16 protein-coding genes are annotated in these 16,313 nt (G+C 71.8%); 5 read left to right on the top strand and 11 right to left on the bottom strand.

Features of this window, described 5'->3' with window-relative positions; all coding sequences use genetic code 11:
• Positions 1–162 precede the first annotated feature (162 nt).
• From ACODT5_RS39640 to ACODT5_RS39620, 5 genes are all read right to left on the bottom strand, one after another.
• On the bottom strand, positions 163–1,257 hold the full coding sequence (locus ACODT5_RS39640) for an aspartate-semialdehyde dehydrogenase (protein ID WP_422523843.1): 1,095 nt from the start codon (positions 1,255–1,257) through the stop codon (positions 163–165).
• Positions 1,254–2,531, bottom strand: a complete 1,278-nt coding sequence (locus ACODT5_RS39635) for an aspartate kinase (RefSeq protein ID WP_422523842.1) — start codon at positions 2,529–2,531, stop codon at positions 1,254–1,256. The genes ACODT5_RS39640 and ACODT5_RS39635 overlap by 4 nt, the downstream gene beginning before the upstream one ends.
• A 121-nt stretch (positions 2,532–2,652) precedes the next feature.
• On the bottom strand, positions 2,653–3,300 hold the full coding sequence (locus ACODT5_RS39630; RefSeq protein WP_385367328.1) for a DUF5063 domain-containing protein: 648 nt from the start codon (positions 3,298–3,300) through the stop codon (positions 2,653–2,655).
• Entirely contained in the window at positions 3,293–3,892 is a 600-nt protein-coding gene (gene recR / locus ACODT5_RS39625) for a recombination mediator RecR (protein WP_243330636.1), read from the bottom strand. The genes ACODT5_RS39630 and recR overlap by 8 nt, the downstream gene beginning before the upstream one ends.
• A gap of 66 nt (positions 3,893–3,958) precedes the next feature.
• Positions 3,959–4,303 (bottom strand): YbaB/EbfC family nucleoid-associated protein, encoded by a 345-nt coding sequence (locus ACODT5_RS39620; protein ID WP_422523841.1) that lies wholly within the window; start codon positions 4,301–4,303, stop codon positions 3,959–3,961.
• A 268-nt stretch (positions 4,304–4,571) separates the two neighbouring features.
• Between ACODT5_RS39620 and ACODT5_RS39615 the strand changes: the two genes are divergently transcribed.
• Positions 4,572–5,297: an SLATT domain-containing protein gene (locus tag ACODT5_RS39615; protein WP_422523840.1), complete on the top strand. Its 726-nt coding sequence runs from the start codon at positions 4,572–4,574 to the stop codon at positions 5,295–5,297.
• Positions 5,298–5,355: 58 nt separating this feature from the next.
• Here ACODT5_RS39615 and ACODT5_RS39610 read toward each other — a convergent pair whose 3' ends face one another.
• The 4 genes from ACODT5_RS39610 to ACODT5_RS39595 form a co-directional block, all read right to left on the bottom strand.
• Positions 5,356–6,006: a hypothetical protein gene (locus ACODT5_RS39610; RefSeq protein WP_422523839.1), complete on the bottom strand. Its 651-nt coding sequence runs from the start codon at positions 6,004–6,006 to the stop codon at positions 5,356–5,358.
• A 163-nt stretch (positions 6,007–6,169) separates the two neighbouring features.
• A complete protein-coding gene (locus tag ACODT5_RS39605; protein WP_422523838.1) occupies positions 6,170–8,701 on the bottom strand; it encodes a glycosyltransferase family protein in 2,532 nt (843 codons plus the stop codon).
• Positions 8,698–9,378 (bottom strand): GntR family transcriptional regulator, encoded by a 681-nt coding sequence (locus ACODT5_RS39600; protein WP_422523837.1) that lies wholly within the window; start codon positions 9,376–9,378, stop codon positions 8,698–8,700. The genes ACODT5_RS39605 and ACODT5_RS39600 overlap by 4 nt, the downstream gene beginning before the upstream one ends.
• A gap of 298 nt (positions 9,379–9,676) precedes the next feature.
• The gene (locus ACODT5_RS39595) at positions 9,677–11,029 is read right to left on the bottom strand and encodes an aspartate aminotransferase family protein (RefSeq protein ID WP_422523836.1); all 1,353 of its coding nucleotides are present in this window, start codon (positions 11,027–11,029) and stop codon (positions 9,677–9,679) included.
• Positions 11,030–11,208: 179 nt separating this feature from the next.
• Between ACODT5_RS39595 and ACODT5_RS39590 the strand changes: the two genes are divergently transcribed.
• Entirely contained in the window at positions 11,209–11,904 is a 696-nt protein-coding gene (locus ACODT5_RS39590; protein ID WP_422523835.1) for a type 1 glutamine amidotransferase family protein, read from the top strand.
• Positions 11,897–12,487 carry a MarR family winged helix-turn-helix transcriptional regulator gene (locus ACODT5_RS39585; RefSeq protein ID WP_422523834.1) on the top strand — a complete coding sequence of 197 codons (591 nt, stop codon included), beginning with the start codon at positions 11,897–11,899 and terminating at the stop codon, positions 12,485–12,487. The genes ACODT5_RS39590 and ACODT5_RS39585 overlap by 8 nt, the downstream gene beginning before the upstream one ends.
• 23 nt (positions 12,488–12,510) lie before the next feature.
• Here ACODT5_RS39585 and ACODT5_RS39580 read toward each other — a convergent pair whose 3' ends face one another.
• Positions 12,511–13,029 carry a GNAT family N-acetyltransferase gene (locus ACODT5_RS39580; protein WP_422523833.1) on the bottom strand — a complete coding sequence of 173 codons (519 nt, stop codon included), beginning with the start codon at positions 13,027–13,029 and terminating at the stop codon, positions 12,511–12,513.
• Positions 13,030–13,275: 246 nt separating this feature from the next.
• Between ACODT5_RS39580 and ACODT5_RS39575 the strand changes: the two genes are divergently transcribed.
• Both ACODT5_RS39575 and ACODT5_RS39570 read left to right on the top strand, forming a co-directional pair.
• Positions 13,276–15,018: a serine/threonine-protein kinase gene (locus ACODT5_RS39575; RefSeq protein ID WP_422523832.1), complete on the top strand. Its 1,743-nt coding sequence runs from the start codon at positions 13,276–13,278 to the stop codon at positions 15,016–15,018.
• A gap of 70 nt (positions 15,019–15,088) precedes the next feature.
• On the top strand, positions 15,089–15,505 hold the full coding sequence (locus ACODT5_RS39570) for a nuclear transport factor 2 family protein (RefSeq protein WP_422523831.1): 417 nt from the start codon (positions 15,089–15,091) through the stop codon (positions 15,503–15,505).
• A gap of 15 nt (positions 15,506–15,520) precedes the next feature.
• Here the strand turns inward: ACODT5_RS39570 and ACODT5_RS39565 are convergent, their stop codons facing one another.
• A complete protein-coding gene (locus ACODT5_RS39565; RefSeq protein WP_422523830.1) occupies positions 15,521–16,165 on the bottom strand; it encodes a hypothetical protein in 645 nt (214 codons plus the stop codon).
• Between the last annotated feature and the right edge of the window lie 148 nt (positions 16,166–16,313).

The raw sequence follows: 16,313 nt of genomic DNA, 5'->3' as shown, positions 1-16,313 counted from the left end.
CACGCCAGTTGGACACGCGTCCCCCCGTCAGGGTTGTACGCGCACGGCAGATTCATCGGCGGGATTCTCATCGTCTTCTTGCGTAGCCGCTCACCCGGACGCGCATCGTCGTACGACGACAGCCGTCGGGCCATCCACTCGATCAAGGGATTAACGATGATCCTACAAAGTGAAAGAGCCAAAATCAGCCGCGATGAGCTCCGCAGTTTGTGTGGCATTGAGCGCAGCACCCTGACGGAGGTTGTCCGCGCAGACGAAGAACTCCAGCGCACGCAGGTCGTCGAGCGAGCGCCGCACCCGCCCCACCCAGGCCGGATCCGTTCCCGCGGCGTCCGAAGGGGTCGGGAACTCCCCCGCGGCCGGGTCGTCCACGAGGACCACCCCGGGCGCCGATTCCAGGATCTCCCGGGCGTGCGCCGCCTCGACGGCGCCCTCGAACCGGGCCCGTACGGTCAGTGAGTGGCCGGTCAGTACGGGTACCTGTACGCAGGTCACGGACACCGGCAGCTCCGCCAGGTCCAGGATCCGGCGCACTTGCGCCCGTACGGCCAGCTCGTGCGAGGACCAGCCGTCCTCGCGCAGCTCACCGGACCACGGCACCACGTTGAGCGCGAGCGGACCCGCGAAGGGCCCGATGTCCTCACCCACGGCCCGGCGCACGTCCCCGGGGTGCTCCCCCAGGGAGCTGCCGGCGACGAGGGACAGCTGGCGGCGCAGTGCCTCCGAGCCGGCCCGGCCGGCCGCGCTCGCGGCCTGGTAGGTGGAGACGGCCAGCTCGGCCAGTGCGTACTCGGCGTGCAGCGCGCCCAGCGCCGCGATCATCGCGGCGGTCACGCAGTCGGGTCCGGCGACGATCCCGCGCGGCCGGATCCGGGCCGCGTGCCCGTTCACCTCGGGCACCACGAGCGGTACGTCGGGGTCCTCGCGGAAGGCCGCGGACTGGTCCACCACGACGGCCCCGCGCGCGGTGACGACGGGGGCCCACCGGGCCGAGACCTCGGCCGGGGTCAGGAAGAGCGCGATGTCGCCCGCGCCGATGCCGTCGAAGGCGTCTTCGGTGAGGGCGAGCACCTCGGTCTCCGTACCGCGCACGGTCAGCCTGCGGCCGGCCGAGCGCGAGGAGGCGATCAGGCGTACGTCGCCCCAGACGTCGGCCCGCTGGGACAGCATCTGGAGCAGAACGGCGCCGACGGCGCCGGTCGCCCCGACCACGGCGAGTGCCGGAGCCGGGGCGGACCGGGCCGCGGGCGTGTTCAACGTCCGGTGCCTCCGTAGACGACGGCTTCGTCGCCGCTGTCGTTGTCGAGTCCGAAGGCCGTGTGCACGGCGCGGACGGCCTCGTTGACGTCGTCCTGGCGGGTCACGACCGAGATGCGGATCTCCGAGGTGGAGATGAGCTCGATGTTGACGCCCGCGTCGGACAGCGCCTGGAAGAACGAGGCGGTGACGCCCGGGTTGGTCTTCATGCCCGCGCCGACCAGGGAGATCTTGCCGATCTGGTCGTCGTAGCGCAGGGACTCGAAGCCGATGGTGGCCTTCGCCTTCTCCAGGGCGTCGATGGCCTTGTGGCCCTCGGCCTTGGGGAGGGTGAAGGAGATGTCCGTCAGACCCGTGGAGGCGGCGGACACGTTCTGCACGATCATGTCGATGTTGATCTCGGCGTCCGCGATGGCGCGGAAGATGGCCGCGGCCTCACCCGGCTTGTCCGGGACGCCGACGACCGTGATCTTGGCTTCGGAGACGTCGTGAGCGACTCCGGAGATGATGGCGTGCTCCACCGGCTCGTCCCCTTGCGGATTCTCGTTGCTGACCCAGGTGCCCGGCAGTCCCGAGAAGGACGAGCGGACGTGGATCGGGATGTTGTAGCGGCGCGCGTACTCGACGCAGCGGTGCAGCAGCACCTTGGAGCCGGAGGCCGCGAGCTCCAGCATGTCCTCGGAGTTGATCCAGTCGATCTTCTTGGCCCTCTTCACGACGCGGGGATCCGCGGTGAAGACGCCGTCGACGTCGGTGTAGATCTCGCAGACCTCGGCGTCCAGCGCCGCGGCGAGCGCGACGGCGGTCGTGTCCGAGCCGCCCCTGCCGAGGGTGGTGATGTCCTTGCTGTCTGCCGACACACCCTGGAAGCCGGCGACGATGGCGATGTTGCCCTCGTCCAGCGCGGTGCGGATACGGCCCGGCGTGACATCGATGATGCGCGCTTTGTTGTGGACCGAGTCGGTGATGACGCCTGCCTGGCTACCGGTGAACGACTGGGCCTCGTGGCCCAGGTTTTTGATCGCCATGGCCAGCAGGGCCATGGCGATCCGCTCTCCGGCGGTCAGCAGCATGTCGAATTCGCGTCCGGCAGGCATCGGGGACACCTGCTCGGCGAGATCGATCAGCTCGTCCGTCGTGTCGCCCATCGCGGAAACCACGACGACCACTTGGTGGCCGTTCTTCTTGGCATCCACGATCCGCTTGGCAACACGCTTGATGCCTTCGGCATCGGCTACGGAGGAGCCTCCGTACTTCTGCACGACAAGGCCCACGTGCGCTCCTCGCTCAGTCCGTCTCATTGCTGGTGCAGTCTAACGAGCGGCCGCGATACGACCGCCTCGTACCACATCATGAGACGAAAAGATCACAGCACAAGTTCCCTCACCGGGGCTTTTACTTCCGACCGAGACCGCCGAGCTCCTCGGCCATGACCTGCCCGGCCACCTCCGCGAGCTCGTCCTCCGCGAGGTCCTCGTCCGTGTCCAGCCCGTCCAGGGCGGCCAGCGGCTGATCGAGGCGGACGTGTGCGATCAGCGACTGGAGGGCGCGCAGCGTGGCCGACGCCGTCGGTCCCCAGTTGGTGAAGTACGAGAACTGCCACCACCACAGCGCCTCGGTGATCCGGCCCGACTGGTGGTGGATGAGGCCGTGCCGCAGGTCGGCGACCACGTCCGCCAGGTCGTCGGAGATCCGGTGCGGGACCGGGGCCTTGCGCGGCTCGTAGGGGTCGAAGACCTCCGAGTAGACGTCGACCGGCTCCAGCATCACCGCGAACCGCTCGCGCAGGTCGTCCACGTCCGGCTCCGGGCCCAGGTCGGGCTCGTAGCGTTCGTCGGGCAGGACGTCCTGGTAGGCACCGAGCCGGCCGCCCGCCAGCAGCAGCTGGGACACCTCCAGGAGGAGGAAGGGCACCGCGCTGTCCGGGTCCTCGCCCTTGGCCACCTCGGTGACCGCGACGATGAAGGACTCGATCTGATCCGCGATCGAAGCCGCGAAGTCGTCCGGATCCTGTCCCAGGGCGTGCAGCGTTGCGTCAGACATCGAGAAGTCGCCTTCCTTCAAAGGCCCGCCCGAGCGTGACCTCGTCCGCGTACTCCAGATCTCCCCCGACGGGGAGTCCGCTGGCCAGGCGGGTGACCTTCAGGCCCATGGGCTTCATCATGCGGGCGAGGTAGGTGGCGGTCGCCTCGCCCTCCAGGTTCGGGTCGGTCGCGATGATCAGCTCGGTGACCGAACCGTCCGCGAGCCGCGCCAGCAGCTCCCGGATGCGCAGATCGTCCGGGCCGACGCCCTCGATCGGGCTGATCGCCCCGCCGAGGACGTGGTACCGGCCCCGGAACTCGCGGGTCCGCTCGATCGCGACGACGTCCTTCGACTCCTCGACCACACAGATGACCGTCAGATCGCGGCGCGGATCGCGGCAGATGTTGCACCGCTCCTCCTGAGCCACGTTCCCGCACACCGCGCAGAACCGGACCTTGTCCTTGACCTCCAGCAGCGCGTGCGCGAGGCGGCGGACATCGGTGGGCTCGGCCTGCAGGATGTGGAAGGCGATCCGCTGCGCGCTCTTGGGCCCGACGCCGGGCAGCCTGCCCAGTTCGTCGATCAGGTCCTGGACCACGCCTTCGTACAACGGAATGCCTTCTTTCGGTTCTGACGTTCGTAACGGGGTTCGTAGCGGGGAGGGGCCGGCCGGGTTCTAGAACGGAAGGCCGGGGATGCCGCTGCCGCCGCCCAGGCCCTGGGCCAGCGGGCCCAGCTTCTGCTGCTGGAGCGTCTGCGCGTTCTCGTTGGCCGCCTGGACCGCCGCGACCACCAGGTCCGCGAGCGTCTCGGTGTCCTCGGGGTCCACGGCCTTCGGGTCGATCACCAGCGCGCGCAGTTCACCGGAACCGGTGACGGTCGCCTTCACCAGGCCGCCGCCGGCCTGGCCCTCGACCTCGGCCTGCGCCAGCTCCTCCTGCGCCACGGCAAGGTCCTGCTGCATCTTCTGGGCCTGCTGGAGCAGCTGCTGCATGTTGGGCTGACCACCACCGGGAATCACAGGTCACTCACTCCGTAGCGTCGGGCCAAGCGCCGGCGGCTTGGTCAATCCGAGCCTACGTGCTCCCCGGGCGCCGCGCCCTACGCCGTGAGGACCAACTCTTTCGAGTGAGAGACGGGGCGTGCGCGTACCTGATGACGCCCCCCTTGCGGGCGGAAATCCCGGGAATCGTCGCCCACCGCGTCTCATTCGAAGGTAGGAAGAGCATGCGCACCATTGCGCACACGCGCACCACCACACGTTCAGCGCAGGCAGAGGGAGTGCCCGGGTGAGTCAGCCGGAGATGCAGCCCGAGGGGCCACCCCGGGATCCCGCTGAGGACGGCGACCTTACCGGCCGGCCGTTCCCTCTCGGGGACTGGGGCGAGCCCGCGGAGCGGCTCGACGAGCTCTACCGACGGGTCGAGGCCGACGCGCTGCGCACCGCCGAGTGGTACCTGTCGGACCGGGCGTGGAAGCGCCGGGGGGCGCGGATCCTGCGGATCGGGGCCGCCGTCGGCGCGGTCACGGGCGCCGCGATGCCACTGCTGGAGCTGACCGGCTCGGTGCCCGGGGCGGCCTCGTACGGCTATCTCGCGCTGCTCCTGGGCGCGGCCTGCCTGGCCTGCGACCGGTTCTTCGGCCTGACCTCGGGCTGGATGCGGGACGTGGCCACGGCGCAGGCCGTGCAGCGGCGACTGCAGACCCTGCAGTTCGACTGGGCCACGGAGAACGTGCGCGAGATCCTGGGCCCCACCGAGGGCACCGCCAGCGAGGCCGCGGAGCGATGTCTGACCGTGCTGCGCCGGTTCTCGGAGGACGTGACCGAGCTCGTACGGTCGGAGACCGCGGAGTGGATGGTCGAGTTCAGCTCCGGCCCGGCCCCGCTGGTCATGCACTCCCTGGGCGCGGGCGGATCCCGCTCGGACGCGTACGTCCCGCCGACCCGCTTCCCGCTCCCGCCGGGCACCCGCCCGAACATGCCCCGCCAGCGGCCGCCGGAGCAGCCGCGCTGACGGGGCGGGGCCGGCTCCGCGCGGCGGCGCCGGCCCCGTTCCGTACCGATCGTCCGCGTCAGCTGAAGATGATCATCGAGCCCTGACCGAGGCTCCTGGTCGCAGCCGCGTGCAGGCCCAGCCATACGTGCCGCTCCCGCGCGAAGGGGCTGTCGTCGTACGGGATCGGCCCGGCGGGCTCCTCCAGCGACGTCGGCCGCCTCGGGGGCGCCGGAGCGAGCGGCGGGTTGCGGGGGTCTATCCCGATCGCGGGAGCCACCAGCGCCAGCTCTCGCAGCAGGCCCTGCGCGGACCCCAGGGGCCCGCCACCGGCCAGCAGCTCCTCGTTGGCCAGCGGGTACGCGAAGTCCACGGGGACGTAGGCCCCCGCGTGGTCGTAGTGCCACACCAGGTGCGACTGCTGGGCCGTCGGCTCGAACATCTCCAGCAGTTGCTCGTAGTCCCCGCCCAGCTCGTCCACCGGTGTCACCGGCAGCCCGCAGATCTGGAGCAGGTACGCCCGCCGCAGGAAGTGCAGGGCGTCGTAGTCGAAACCGGCCACCGGGGCGACGTCCCCGGAAAGCCCCGGCATGTACGCGAACACCGGCACGGACGGCAGTCCGGCCTCACTCAGCGCCTTGTCGTACGAGGCGATCTCTTCCGCGAAGGGGTTGTCGGGGCTGTGGCACAGCACGTCGACAAGGGGGACCAGCCACAGGTCACAGGCCACTCGGCCTCCGATCAGTCGTTGTCGCCGATCGGGCCAGCGTAGTGCGCCGGACACGCTCAGCGAAGGGGTGAGCAGAACCTTGGGCCGCGAACCGCGCCGGACCCGGGCCGGATCCGGGCCCCATGCGGGCCGGACCGGCGCCGGACCGGCGCAGGATCCGCGTCTACGGCTCCCCCGGACCCACCCTCCAGACCCACACGTCGCGCACCTGCTCCGGCTCCCGGCCCAGCAGCCCGGTGATCAGTCCCCGCAGCTCCGCGTCCCGGTCCTGGCGGGGCAGGACCACCGCACCGGCCTTCCAGTACTCCAGGTCCTGGCGGGCCTGCGTCCGCCAGCCGGCGTCGACCACGGGCGGCTCGGCGCCGTAGCGGACGTCGCGCAGGAGGTTCGAGAGGTGCCGCGGGGTGGCCCCGTAGATGCCGATCCGGTCGGGTCCCCACGGGCCGTTGAAGTAGCCGCCGGCCAGCCGGAAGCCGAAGTCCGCCTCCACCTGCCAGTGCAGCGCGTCCGCCTGGCCCGGGTCCGGCAGCGGTACCGGAACGAGTGCCTCCCCGTCCTTGACGTAGCCCTTCCAGTCCCCGGAGGTGATGAAGGCGGGCACCGGCGCGCGGTCCCGTACGGTCAGCGGCAGTGGCAGGACCGGGATCAGCGCGGCCGCCGCCCCCAGCAGGCCCAGCGTGCGCAGCTCGCGCGAGCGCAGCCGCAGGATCCGGTCGAGCGCGAGGGCGAGCAGGATGCCCAGGATGGGCGCGCACACCATCGCCACGCGCCCCTCGATCACCGACTCGAAGAGCGGCAGCTTGATCATCAGGCGCCAGGGGCCCGGCAGCACGATCTCCGTGCGGGGTACGGGCACCCACGGCCCGAGGGACAGCAGGAGCGCGGTGAAGCCGGTGATCGCGAGGGCCCGTACGGCCCTGCCCCGCCACAGCCACACGCACACGGCCACGCCGAAGGCGAGCAGGGGCCAACCGTAGAAGGCGTTCTGCTCGGTGGTGTTCAGGGAGAGCTTGCCGGCCGTCTCGGGGTCGCCGAAGAGGGAGCGGGCGGCGAACTCGATCAGGGCGCGCGGGCTGTTCCCGGCGTTGTCCCCGTGCAGGACCGAGTGGTAGCTCTGCGGGCCGAAGAACTGCCAGTACAGCGGGACGGCCACCAGCGGCAGGCACACGCCGAGCGCCACGACCAGGCCGGAGCCCAGCGGCCGCGCGGCGGCGAGGGCGCGGCGGGGGGCGACGAGGAGGTAGGCCAGGCAGAAGACCAGCATGCCCAGCGCGGCGATCAGCAGCGGCTCCTCGCCGATGAAGATCTGGTACGTCGCGAAGAGCCCGAGGAGTACCCCGTCACGCGTCACACTGCGACCGTCACGGGTCTCGCACAGGCGCAGGGCCCGGTCGATGATCAGCGGGATCATGAAGAGGACGACGAAGTTCGGATGGCCGTTGGCGTGCGAGACCATCGGCGGCGCGAAGGCGGCGAGCGCCCCGCCCGCGGCGGCAGCCCAGCGGCTGCGCACGAACCGGCGGCGGATCAGCCAGTACCAGGTCCAGGCGCTGGCGGCCATGCCGAGCGTGAGGACCAGCGCGAAGGTGACGGTCTCGCCGAACAGCAGCGTGACCGGGATCAGCGGGACGTTCAGGCCGAGCATCGTGGCGTTGGCCATCAGGTTCACGCCGTCGGGCATGCCCTGGGAGAGGGTGAAGAGCGGGTTGCGGAAGTGGGTGATGTTGTCGGTGGTGACGCCGACGAACCACTCCCACTGGTTCTGGTCCTGGAGCGCGTCCGCGAGGTAGGCGCCGTCGAGGTCCGCCCACAGGCCCTGGAAGACGTAGAGGGAGAGCGCGATGAAGGCGGCGGCCACGGCGAGGCCGCCGGCGTTGAGGCGGAACAGGTCGCCTAGGGCGCGGCGGCGATCGGGGCGCGGGGCCGGGGCCGGCACCTGAACCGCGGCCTTGGCAGGGGCCGGGGAGCGCGGGAGTTCGACCTCGGCCACGTGCCAGCCCTGGCGGCGGACCCAGCGCAGGACCTCGGCGTCGATGGCCGGTCCGTCGATGGTCGAGGCGCCGAAGGCGGCGCGGGCCCGGTCGCCGTCGAAGAGGGCGAAGGCGCAGGTGTCGGCACGGAATCCCGGTATGCCGGGGATGCCGAGGGTGCGGACCAGGCGGCCGCGGGAGCGGCCGAGGACCACGGCGGGGAGTGCGTCGGCGTCCGTGCCGTGCGTGGCGTCTGTGCCGTCCGTGCCGTCCGTGGCCGGGGCCAGGAGTTCTTCAAGGCGGGCCAGCTCGTCGAGCGGGGTGCTGAGCGCGGCGTCGGTGAGGAGCACCCGGTCGCCGGCGGAGGCGAGCACTCCGGCGCGGAGGGCGGCGCCCTTGCCGGTGCCGCCGGTGTCAGTGCTGTCGGCGCCTTCGCCGAGGCGGATCAGCCGGATCCGGGGTTCCGCGGCGGCGGCCGGCGGCGGGGCAGCGGCGTCGCCGGTGACCACGATGAGTTCCCAGGCGCCGGGCCCCGTGCCGCAGTGGGCGTCGAGGTGCGCGCGCAGGGTGGTGAGGGTCTGCTCCGGTACGGGACCGGGGACGGGGACGACGACGGACAGCCCGACGGCACCGAGCCAGCGCGCACCGGCGGGGGTCGTCGGGGCCGCGGGGGCCGTGGGGGCCTGCTTCTCCTGGTCGGCGCTCACTGCGCCCTCGCCGCTCATGCTCCGGCCACCTTCAGGCCCGCGGCCCAGTCGAGTCCGTGCTGGTTGTACGCGTGCACGAGGCGTCGTACCTCCTCGGCGTCCGCGCGGGTCACCGCGTCCATCAGTTCGTTGTGGCCGGCCCACAGCTCGAAGCGCCGGTCCGGCTCCGCCTTCAGGTAGGGCACGGCGAATACCCAGCACTGCACCCGGATCCGGTGCAGGAATTCGGAGATGTAGATGTTGCCGACCAGCCCGCTCAGCTCCCTCCAGAAGCGCAGGTCATAGCCGATCAGCACGTCGAGCGAGCCGTTCAGCGCTGCCCGCTGCGCCTCCTCCGCGCGGCGGCGCACCGAGACCAGCCGTTCCCCGGAGCCGGGGGCGGTGCCGCGTTCCACGAGCCTGCGGAAGATGCCTTCCACGATCAACGTACGAGCCTCGATCATGCCCCGGAAATCGTCCACGGTGAAGACTCGGACGCGGAAGCCTCGGTGCTGGACGGAGTCGAGCAGGCCTTGGGCGGAGAGATCGACGAGCGCCTCGCGCACGGGGGTCGCCGAGACTTCGTACTGCTCGGCGATCTGTTTGACGGTGAACTCGCTGCCGGCCGCCAGGCGCCCCGCGAGCACCTCGTCACGCAGCGCGTCCGCGATCTGCTGGCGAAGTGTGTTGCGGGTGACAGCGCCGCTGCCTGGCATAGGGGTCCGTCTCCATCTGTGGGCTTCGGACACCTTAGGCCAGGCAGCACGGCCGAAACCGATCGGTTTGTGGCCGGTATGTGGATTTAGTGCCCGTTATCCGGACGGCCCTCTCTTCTCGTCTTGATCATTTGACCCTGCGCGGGCCCCTCCCAGAACACCCGCGCAGGGTCGTCCTCGCTGCTCGGAGCCTGTTCACAGGCTGCCCGCGGCCCGTCCGGGACCCACCCCCGGCCTCGGTCCCGGGGGTTGCCCGTCAGGCCCGGTGAAGCCCGGTCAGGCGTCGACCAGAGCTCGGTCAGGCCGAAACGTGCCGGTCGGCGACGGTCAGCGCGTCGTCCAGCAGGGCCAGGCCCTCCTTCGCGTCCGCTTCCGTGATGTTGCACGGGGGGACGACGTGGGTGCGGTTCATGTTGACGAACGGCCACAGCCCGGACGCCTTGCAGGCCGCAGCGAACTCGGCCATCGGCGCGTTGTCGGCGCCCGCGGCGTTGTAGGGGACGAGCGGCTCGCGCGTCTCCTTGTCCCGTACGAGTTCCAGGGCCCAGAAGGTGCCCAGACCGCGCACCTCCCCGACCGAGGGGTGGCGCTCCGCGATCTCGGCGAGGGCCGGGCCGATCACGTTCTCGCCGAGGTGGGCGGAGTGCTCGACGATGCCCTCCTCCTCCATGGCGTTCATCGTCGCGACGGCGGCGGCGCAGGCGAGGGGGTGACCGGAGTAGGTCAGCCCGCCCGGGTAGGGGCGCGTGGCGAAGGTCTCGGCGATCGCGCCGGAGATCGCGACGCCGCCGAGCGGGACGTAGCCGCTGTTGACGCCCTTGGCGAAGGTGATCAGGTCCGGGGTGACGTCGAAGTGCTCGGCGGCGAACCACTTGCCGGTCCGGCCGAAGCCCGACATGACCTCGTCCAGGATGAAGACGATCCCGTAGCGGTCGCAGAGCTCGCGCACGCCGGCCAGGTAGCCGGGGGGCGGGGTCATGATCCCGGCCGTGCCGGGGACCGACTCCAGGATGATCGCGGCGATCGTCGCCGGGCCCTCGAAGGCGATGGTGTCCGCGAGGTGGGTGAGGGCGCGGGCGCACTCCTCGGCCTCGGTCGTCGCGTGGAAGGGCGAGCGGTAGAGGAACGGTCCCCAGAAGTGCACGACGCCGGCGGCGGCCGTGTCCGAGGGCCAGCGGCGCGGGTCGCCGGTCAGGTTGATCGCGGCAGAAGTGGCGCCGTGGTACGAGCGGTAGGTGGACATCACCTTCTGCCGGCCGGTGTGCAGCCGGGCCATGCGGACGGCGTTCTCCACGGCCTCGGCGCCGCCGTTGGTGAAGAAGATCTTGTCGAGGTCGCCGGGGGTCCGCTGCGCGATGAGGCGTGCGGCCTCGGAGCGGACGTCCACGGCGAAACCGGGGGCCAGGGTGCAGAGCCTGGCGGCCTGCTCCTGGATGGCGGCGACGACCTTGGGGTGCTGGTGACCGATGTTGGTGTTGACCAGCTGGGAGGCGAAGTCGAGGTAGCGCTTGCCGCCGTAGTCCCAGAAGTGCGACCCCTCGGCTTTGGCCACGGCGAGCGGGTCGATCAGGGCCTGGGCGGACCAGGAGTGGAAGACGTGAGCGCGGTCGGCGGCCTTGACGGTGGCGCCCGAGGTGACGTGAGGGGTCATGGCCGCAACCGTAGAAGTGTGCAGGTGGGGAGGGATATCGGCGGTCTGTATGCGGGTGGGGGGCGGGTCTCGGCAGTCTGTCTGGGGAAGGATTGACAGCAAGCTGTCATCATGGCAGCCTACTGTCATAGAGGGAGACACCAGACGCACGGCGACGGCGACACCAGAGGGCGAGCACGATGAGCGAGACGAAGACGCAGGCGGAGACGCAGAACCAGGCGCAGACCCGGACGGAGTCCCAGGCGGGGGCCCAGGCGGAGTCCCGCCCCACGGTTCACGTGGCGGTGTACGACACGTACGCCGACTGGGAGACGGGCCACACCACGGCGCACCTGACCCAGCACGGCTACGAGGTCCGCACGGTCGGCATCGCCGCCGGAGGGCCCGTCACCACGATGGGCGGCCTCCGCATCCAGCCCGACCTGGCCCTGGCGGACCTGCGCCCCGAGGACTCCGCCCTCCTCATCCTGACCGGCGCTGGACTGTGGGACACGGGCGACGAGCTGGCCCCCTTCGCGGCGAAGGGGGAGGAGTTCCTGGCGGCGGGCGTCCCGGTCGCCGCGATCTGCGGAGCCACGGCCGGCCTGGCGCGCGCCGGAGTCCTGGACGGACGTACGCACACCAGCGCGGCCCCCTTCTACCTCGGCGGCCAGCCGGGCTACGGGGGCGCCGAGCGCTACGTCGAGGCCGACGCGGTCACCGACGGCGACCTGATCACGGCGGGCCCCACGGAACCGGTGGCGTTCGCCCGCGAGGTCTTCGCCCGCCTCGGGGTGTACGAGCCGCACGTGCTCGACGCCTGGTACCGCCTGTTCCACGACTCGGACGCGAGCGCGTACCCGGTCCTGATGGCGGCGGACCCGAACCATGCCTGACCGGCCCGCACCGCGCCCCCGGGGTACGGAGCCGCCGCAGCCGTCCGCCGGGGAACTCCCGGAGGCCGCCGGCGCGGCCCCGGCGGCGCGCGGCAGGGGATCGCGGGAGAACCCCCTCCCCCTCCGCACCCGGCAGGACCTCCTGAGCCGCACCGCCCTCGGGGTGTTCCGGCTCAACGGCCAGCTCCTCTCCGTCTCGGAGGAGCTGGCCCGCCCGGCGGGACTGACCGCAGCCTGGTGGCAGGTGCTCGGAGCCGTACTGCGCGAGCCGCTCCCCGTCGCCGGCATCGCCCGGGCCATGGGCATCACCCGGCAGAGCGTGCAGCGCATCGCCGATCTGCTGGCCGACAAGGGCCTCGCCGAGTACGTCCCGAACCCGGCCCACCGCCGGGCGAAGCTGCTGCGCCCCACGGATGCCGGCCGCGCCGCCGTCGCCCGGATCGGCCCGGGCCACGCGTCCCTGGCCGCCCGCCTCACGGAGGCCCTCGGCGAGGACGGCTTCGCCGAAACGGTCCGCGTCCTGGAACGCCTGTCGGCCGCCCTGGACACCCTGCCGCCGCCATCCGACGCCCCGGCCGGCTAGGACGCCTAGGACGCCTAGGACGCCTAGGACGCCTGAGCCTGCATGGTGCGGGGATCGACGGCCCAGTGGTTGGTCGGCAGGACGCGGTCCGCGAACGTCACGTCGCGTTCGCCGAGGAACCGGAAGCCGAGGGAGCGGCAGATGCCGTTCGACGCGCCATTGCTCCGTGCGGGAAACGCGTGCACGAGGCCCCAACGGTCCTCGTCCCGTGCCTGTGCGAGCAGGGTGCGGACGGCACGTTTGCCCAGTCCACGCCCCTGGTGTTCCGGCAGGACCATCCATCCGATCTCCGACACCGGCCCGTCCTCGGAGTCGTGGGACCACAGGGTCACCGTTCCCGCCACGACGTCGGGCGCGGCCGGGTCGGGGACGATCATCTTGATCCAGTCGAGATCCGCGGCCGCCCTGTGGACGTCTCGCCGGACCTTGTCCTCCATGCCTTCGCGCGGAAGCGGTCCGCCGAGGTCGGCCATCATGACGGGATCGCACCGCATCCTGACGTACGCATCGACATCGACGAGTTCGACGTTGCGCAACTGCACTGGCTGCTCCTCCTTGGATCGCCCTACCGCCCCGGCCGGTTCCGCGGGGGACGGTTCCGCGTCTGCCCCGGAATGCCAACACGCCCCGCCCGTACGCCTGGTGGAATCCCCGTCCCGAGCGTGTCCCGGACCCCGGCAGCACCGTCCCCGCGGCCGGTCCGAGGCAATCCCACCCCCGCAACCGGCATCGCGCCCGGCCGCACTATTGTCGGGCTCCGGCGAGTCCCAGGGGGAGGACCACCTGTCATGGAGCAACTGCACCCGCGCGACGCGGAGCACATCGGTCCGTACCGCCTGCTCGCCCGCCTCGGCACCGGCGGAATGGGCCAGGTCTACCTCGGCCGCGCCGAGGACCACGACCCCGGCGCGGGTACGGGTACCGGTACACGCGTGGGGACCGGCGCGGGCGCGGGCATCGGCACCCGGACCCGCCCCCGCACGGGCACCCGCACCGCCGCCGTCAAGCTGATCCACCCCCACCTCGCCGCCCACCCCGACTTCCGCACCCGCTTCCGCCGCGAGGCCGACGCCGCACGCCTCGTCGGCGGGAACTGGACCGTCGCCGTCCTCGACGCCGACCCCGACGCGGAGATCCCCTGGCTGGCCACCGCCTACATCGCCGGGCCGAGCCTGCGCCAAGCCGTGGGCCGCGACTTCGGCCCGCTGCCGGCCGGCTCCGTACGGATCCTGGGCGAGGGGCTCTCGTACGCCCTCCAGGACATCCACCGCGCCGGCCTCGTCCACCGCGACCTGAAGCCCGGCAACATCCTGCTCACCGCCGACGGCCCCCGCGTCATCGACTTCGGCATCGCCCGCGCCCTGGGGGCCACCGCCGACCCCTCCCTGACGCAGACCGGCGAACTCCTCGGCTCCCCCGGCTTCCTCGCCCCCGAGCAGATCAACGGCACCCCCGTGACCGCGGCCTGCGACGTGTTCGGCCTCGGCTCGGTACTGGCCTACGCCGCCACCGGGCGGCTGCCCTTCGGGGACCCGGACCAGCCCGGAGGCATCGCCGCGCTCCTGATGCGCGTCACCGAAGCGGAACCGGACCTGGCCGGCGTACCGGCCGAACTGCGCGGCGTCGTCAGCGATTGCCTGCACAAGGAACCGGCCGCCCGGCCCACCCCCGCCGAGCTCCTCGAACGGCTCGCCGCGGGACGGCAGGACACCCCGGAGTCCTGGCTGCCCGCGCCCCTCGTCGCGCGGCTCGGGCAGCACGCCATCGCCCTGCTGGACCGCGTCGACGCAGGCCCGGACCGGCCCGAGCCCCCGACCGTGCCCGCCCAGCGCACCGCGGCGGACCCGGGCCCGGCCATGCCTGCCCCCGCGCCCGCGCCCGCGCCGACGCTCACCCCCGTGCCCGTGACGGACTCCGGCCCTGGGCCTGGCCCCGGGCCTGGCCCTGGCCCCGGCCGTGCCCGCTCCCGGACCTCGGCCGTCTCCACGGCCCTGCTCCTCGCCGTCGCCGCGGTCGTCGCCGTCGCGGCGGGCGGCACGGTGTACACCGTCATGAGCGGATCCGGCGACGGTTCGCCCCGCTCCGGCTCCGGCGCCGCCCCGGCCGGCTCCTCCGGCCCGCGGGCCACCGTGGACGGGGCCGAGAGCGGCACAGGATCCGGAACCGGAACGGGAAACGGCTCCGCTCCTGCCCCTTCCGTCACTCCGGCCACACTCCCCGAGGCCTACGCCGGCAGCTGGCGGAGCACCTACGGGGACCAGAGCTGGCAGCTCACCCTCACCCCCGGAACCACCGGCTCCATCGTCATGTCCCTGACCCTCCAGGCCCCCGGACTCAGCTGCGCCTGGACCGCGCCGCTGCGCTCCGCCACCACCGACACCGTCGGGCTCGACCCCTCCACGGTGATCTCCGGTGCGCCGCCGTCGTGTTCGCCGGGCGGCCGGAGCACCCTGCGGCTGCTCCCCAACGGGAACCTGGTGCGGGAGCTCGACGGCAGCACGGCGCTCCCGCTCACGTACCGGCGGCGCTGATTATGTCGAAGTCAATAAGCCTGTAGGCAAAGCTTGTTGCCTTCCACGGTCCCCCCGCACACTGCGGCACATGGAGCCGTTGAAGGTAGTGGCACGACTGTGGGAGCGGATCGAGGCACGCGACTGGGACGGAGTGGCCCTGCTGATCACCGAGGACGCGGTGATCGAATGGCCCGTGAGCAGCGAACGCATCGTCGGTCGCGACAACTTCATCGCCGTCATCAGTGATGACGACTATGCGGACGAGAGATCCGTCGACGTGCTCCGGATCCTCGCGGACGGCGATCTCGTCGTGACCGAGGTGGAGATACCCCAGGACCACGTCGTCTACCGCGCCGTCTCCCTGTGGACCGTACGGGACGGGCGGGTCGCCGGCGCCCGGGAGTACTGGACCAGCCCCGGACAGGACCCGGCCCCGCGCTGGCGCGCCGGTTTCGTCGAACCGCTCGTGGACCCGCTCGCCGACTCCCTGACGGCGGCGGACTAGGCCCCGGGATCCGTCTCAGAAGGACAGGTCCAGCAGCCGCCGCAACCGCACCTCGGTCACGCTCACGCCCTCCGGAGCGCCGAAGGCCTCGATCATCACGCTGTTGCCGATGTCGGTCACCTCCAGGGCCAGGTGATCCGCCCCCACGCGCAGGTCGAGCCGTACCACGGGCTTGCCGTTGAAGTCGGGCATGCGGTGGATCCGCGCCGCCGGGTACTTCAGGCCGATCAGCTTGTTCCGCAGCTCCTCGTAGGTGCCCGTGCCCGTGTTCGTCTCCGAGAACGCCCGGCTGATGCGCGGCTGGTGCCACTGGGCCACGCACTCCTCCGTCGAATCCAGGGGCACCGGGTCGACCAGGACCGGCTGGACGGAGTCGGGCATCGGCTCCACCGCGGTGGGGGCGGCCACTCCGTCGGGGGTTTCGGAGAGGTCCGGGGCGCAGCTCTGCCAGATGAGGTCCGCCATTTCGAGGAACCGGACCTCGGCGTCCGCGTCGCTCACCGCGACGGCGGCGACCGCGGAGGTCTGAACGACCGCCGAGGTCTGAGCGACCGCGGAGGTCTGAGCGGCGGTGGCGTTCTGCGTGCCGAGGCCGGCCAGGACGACGACTCCGCTGAGTGCGGCCACCAGCAGGGACTTCGGGAGAAGAGTTGATCTCATGTCCGTACGATGCGGCCGACCGGCCACCCGCCACATGAGTACCCGTACTCAACCCGCCCGAGCACCAGCTCAGCCGCGAACCGCCCTCTGAGTAGCCCCTGTCATACCTGAGAGCTACTTGGGAAGTGGGCTCTCCGGTGGGACGCCG

The organism is Streptomyces tatrensis (assembly GCF_049310065.1).
In the GTDB taxonomy this organism is placed as follows: Bacteria; Actinomycetota; Actinomycetes; order Streptomycetales; family Streptomycetaceae; genus Streptomyces.
The sequence above is the reverse complement of the archived record's forward strand: the minus strand, read 5'-3'. Positions and strand labels throughout refer to the sequence as shown.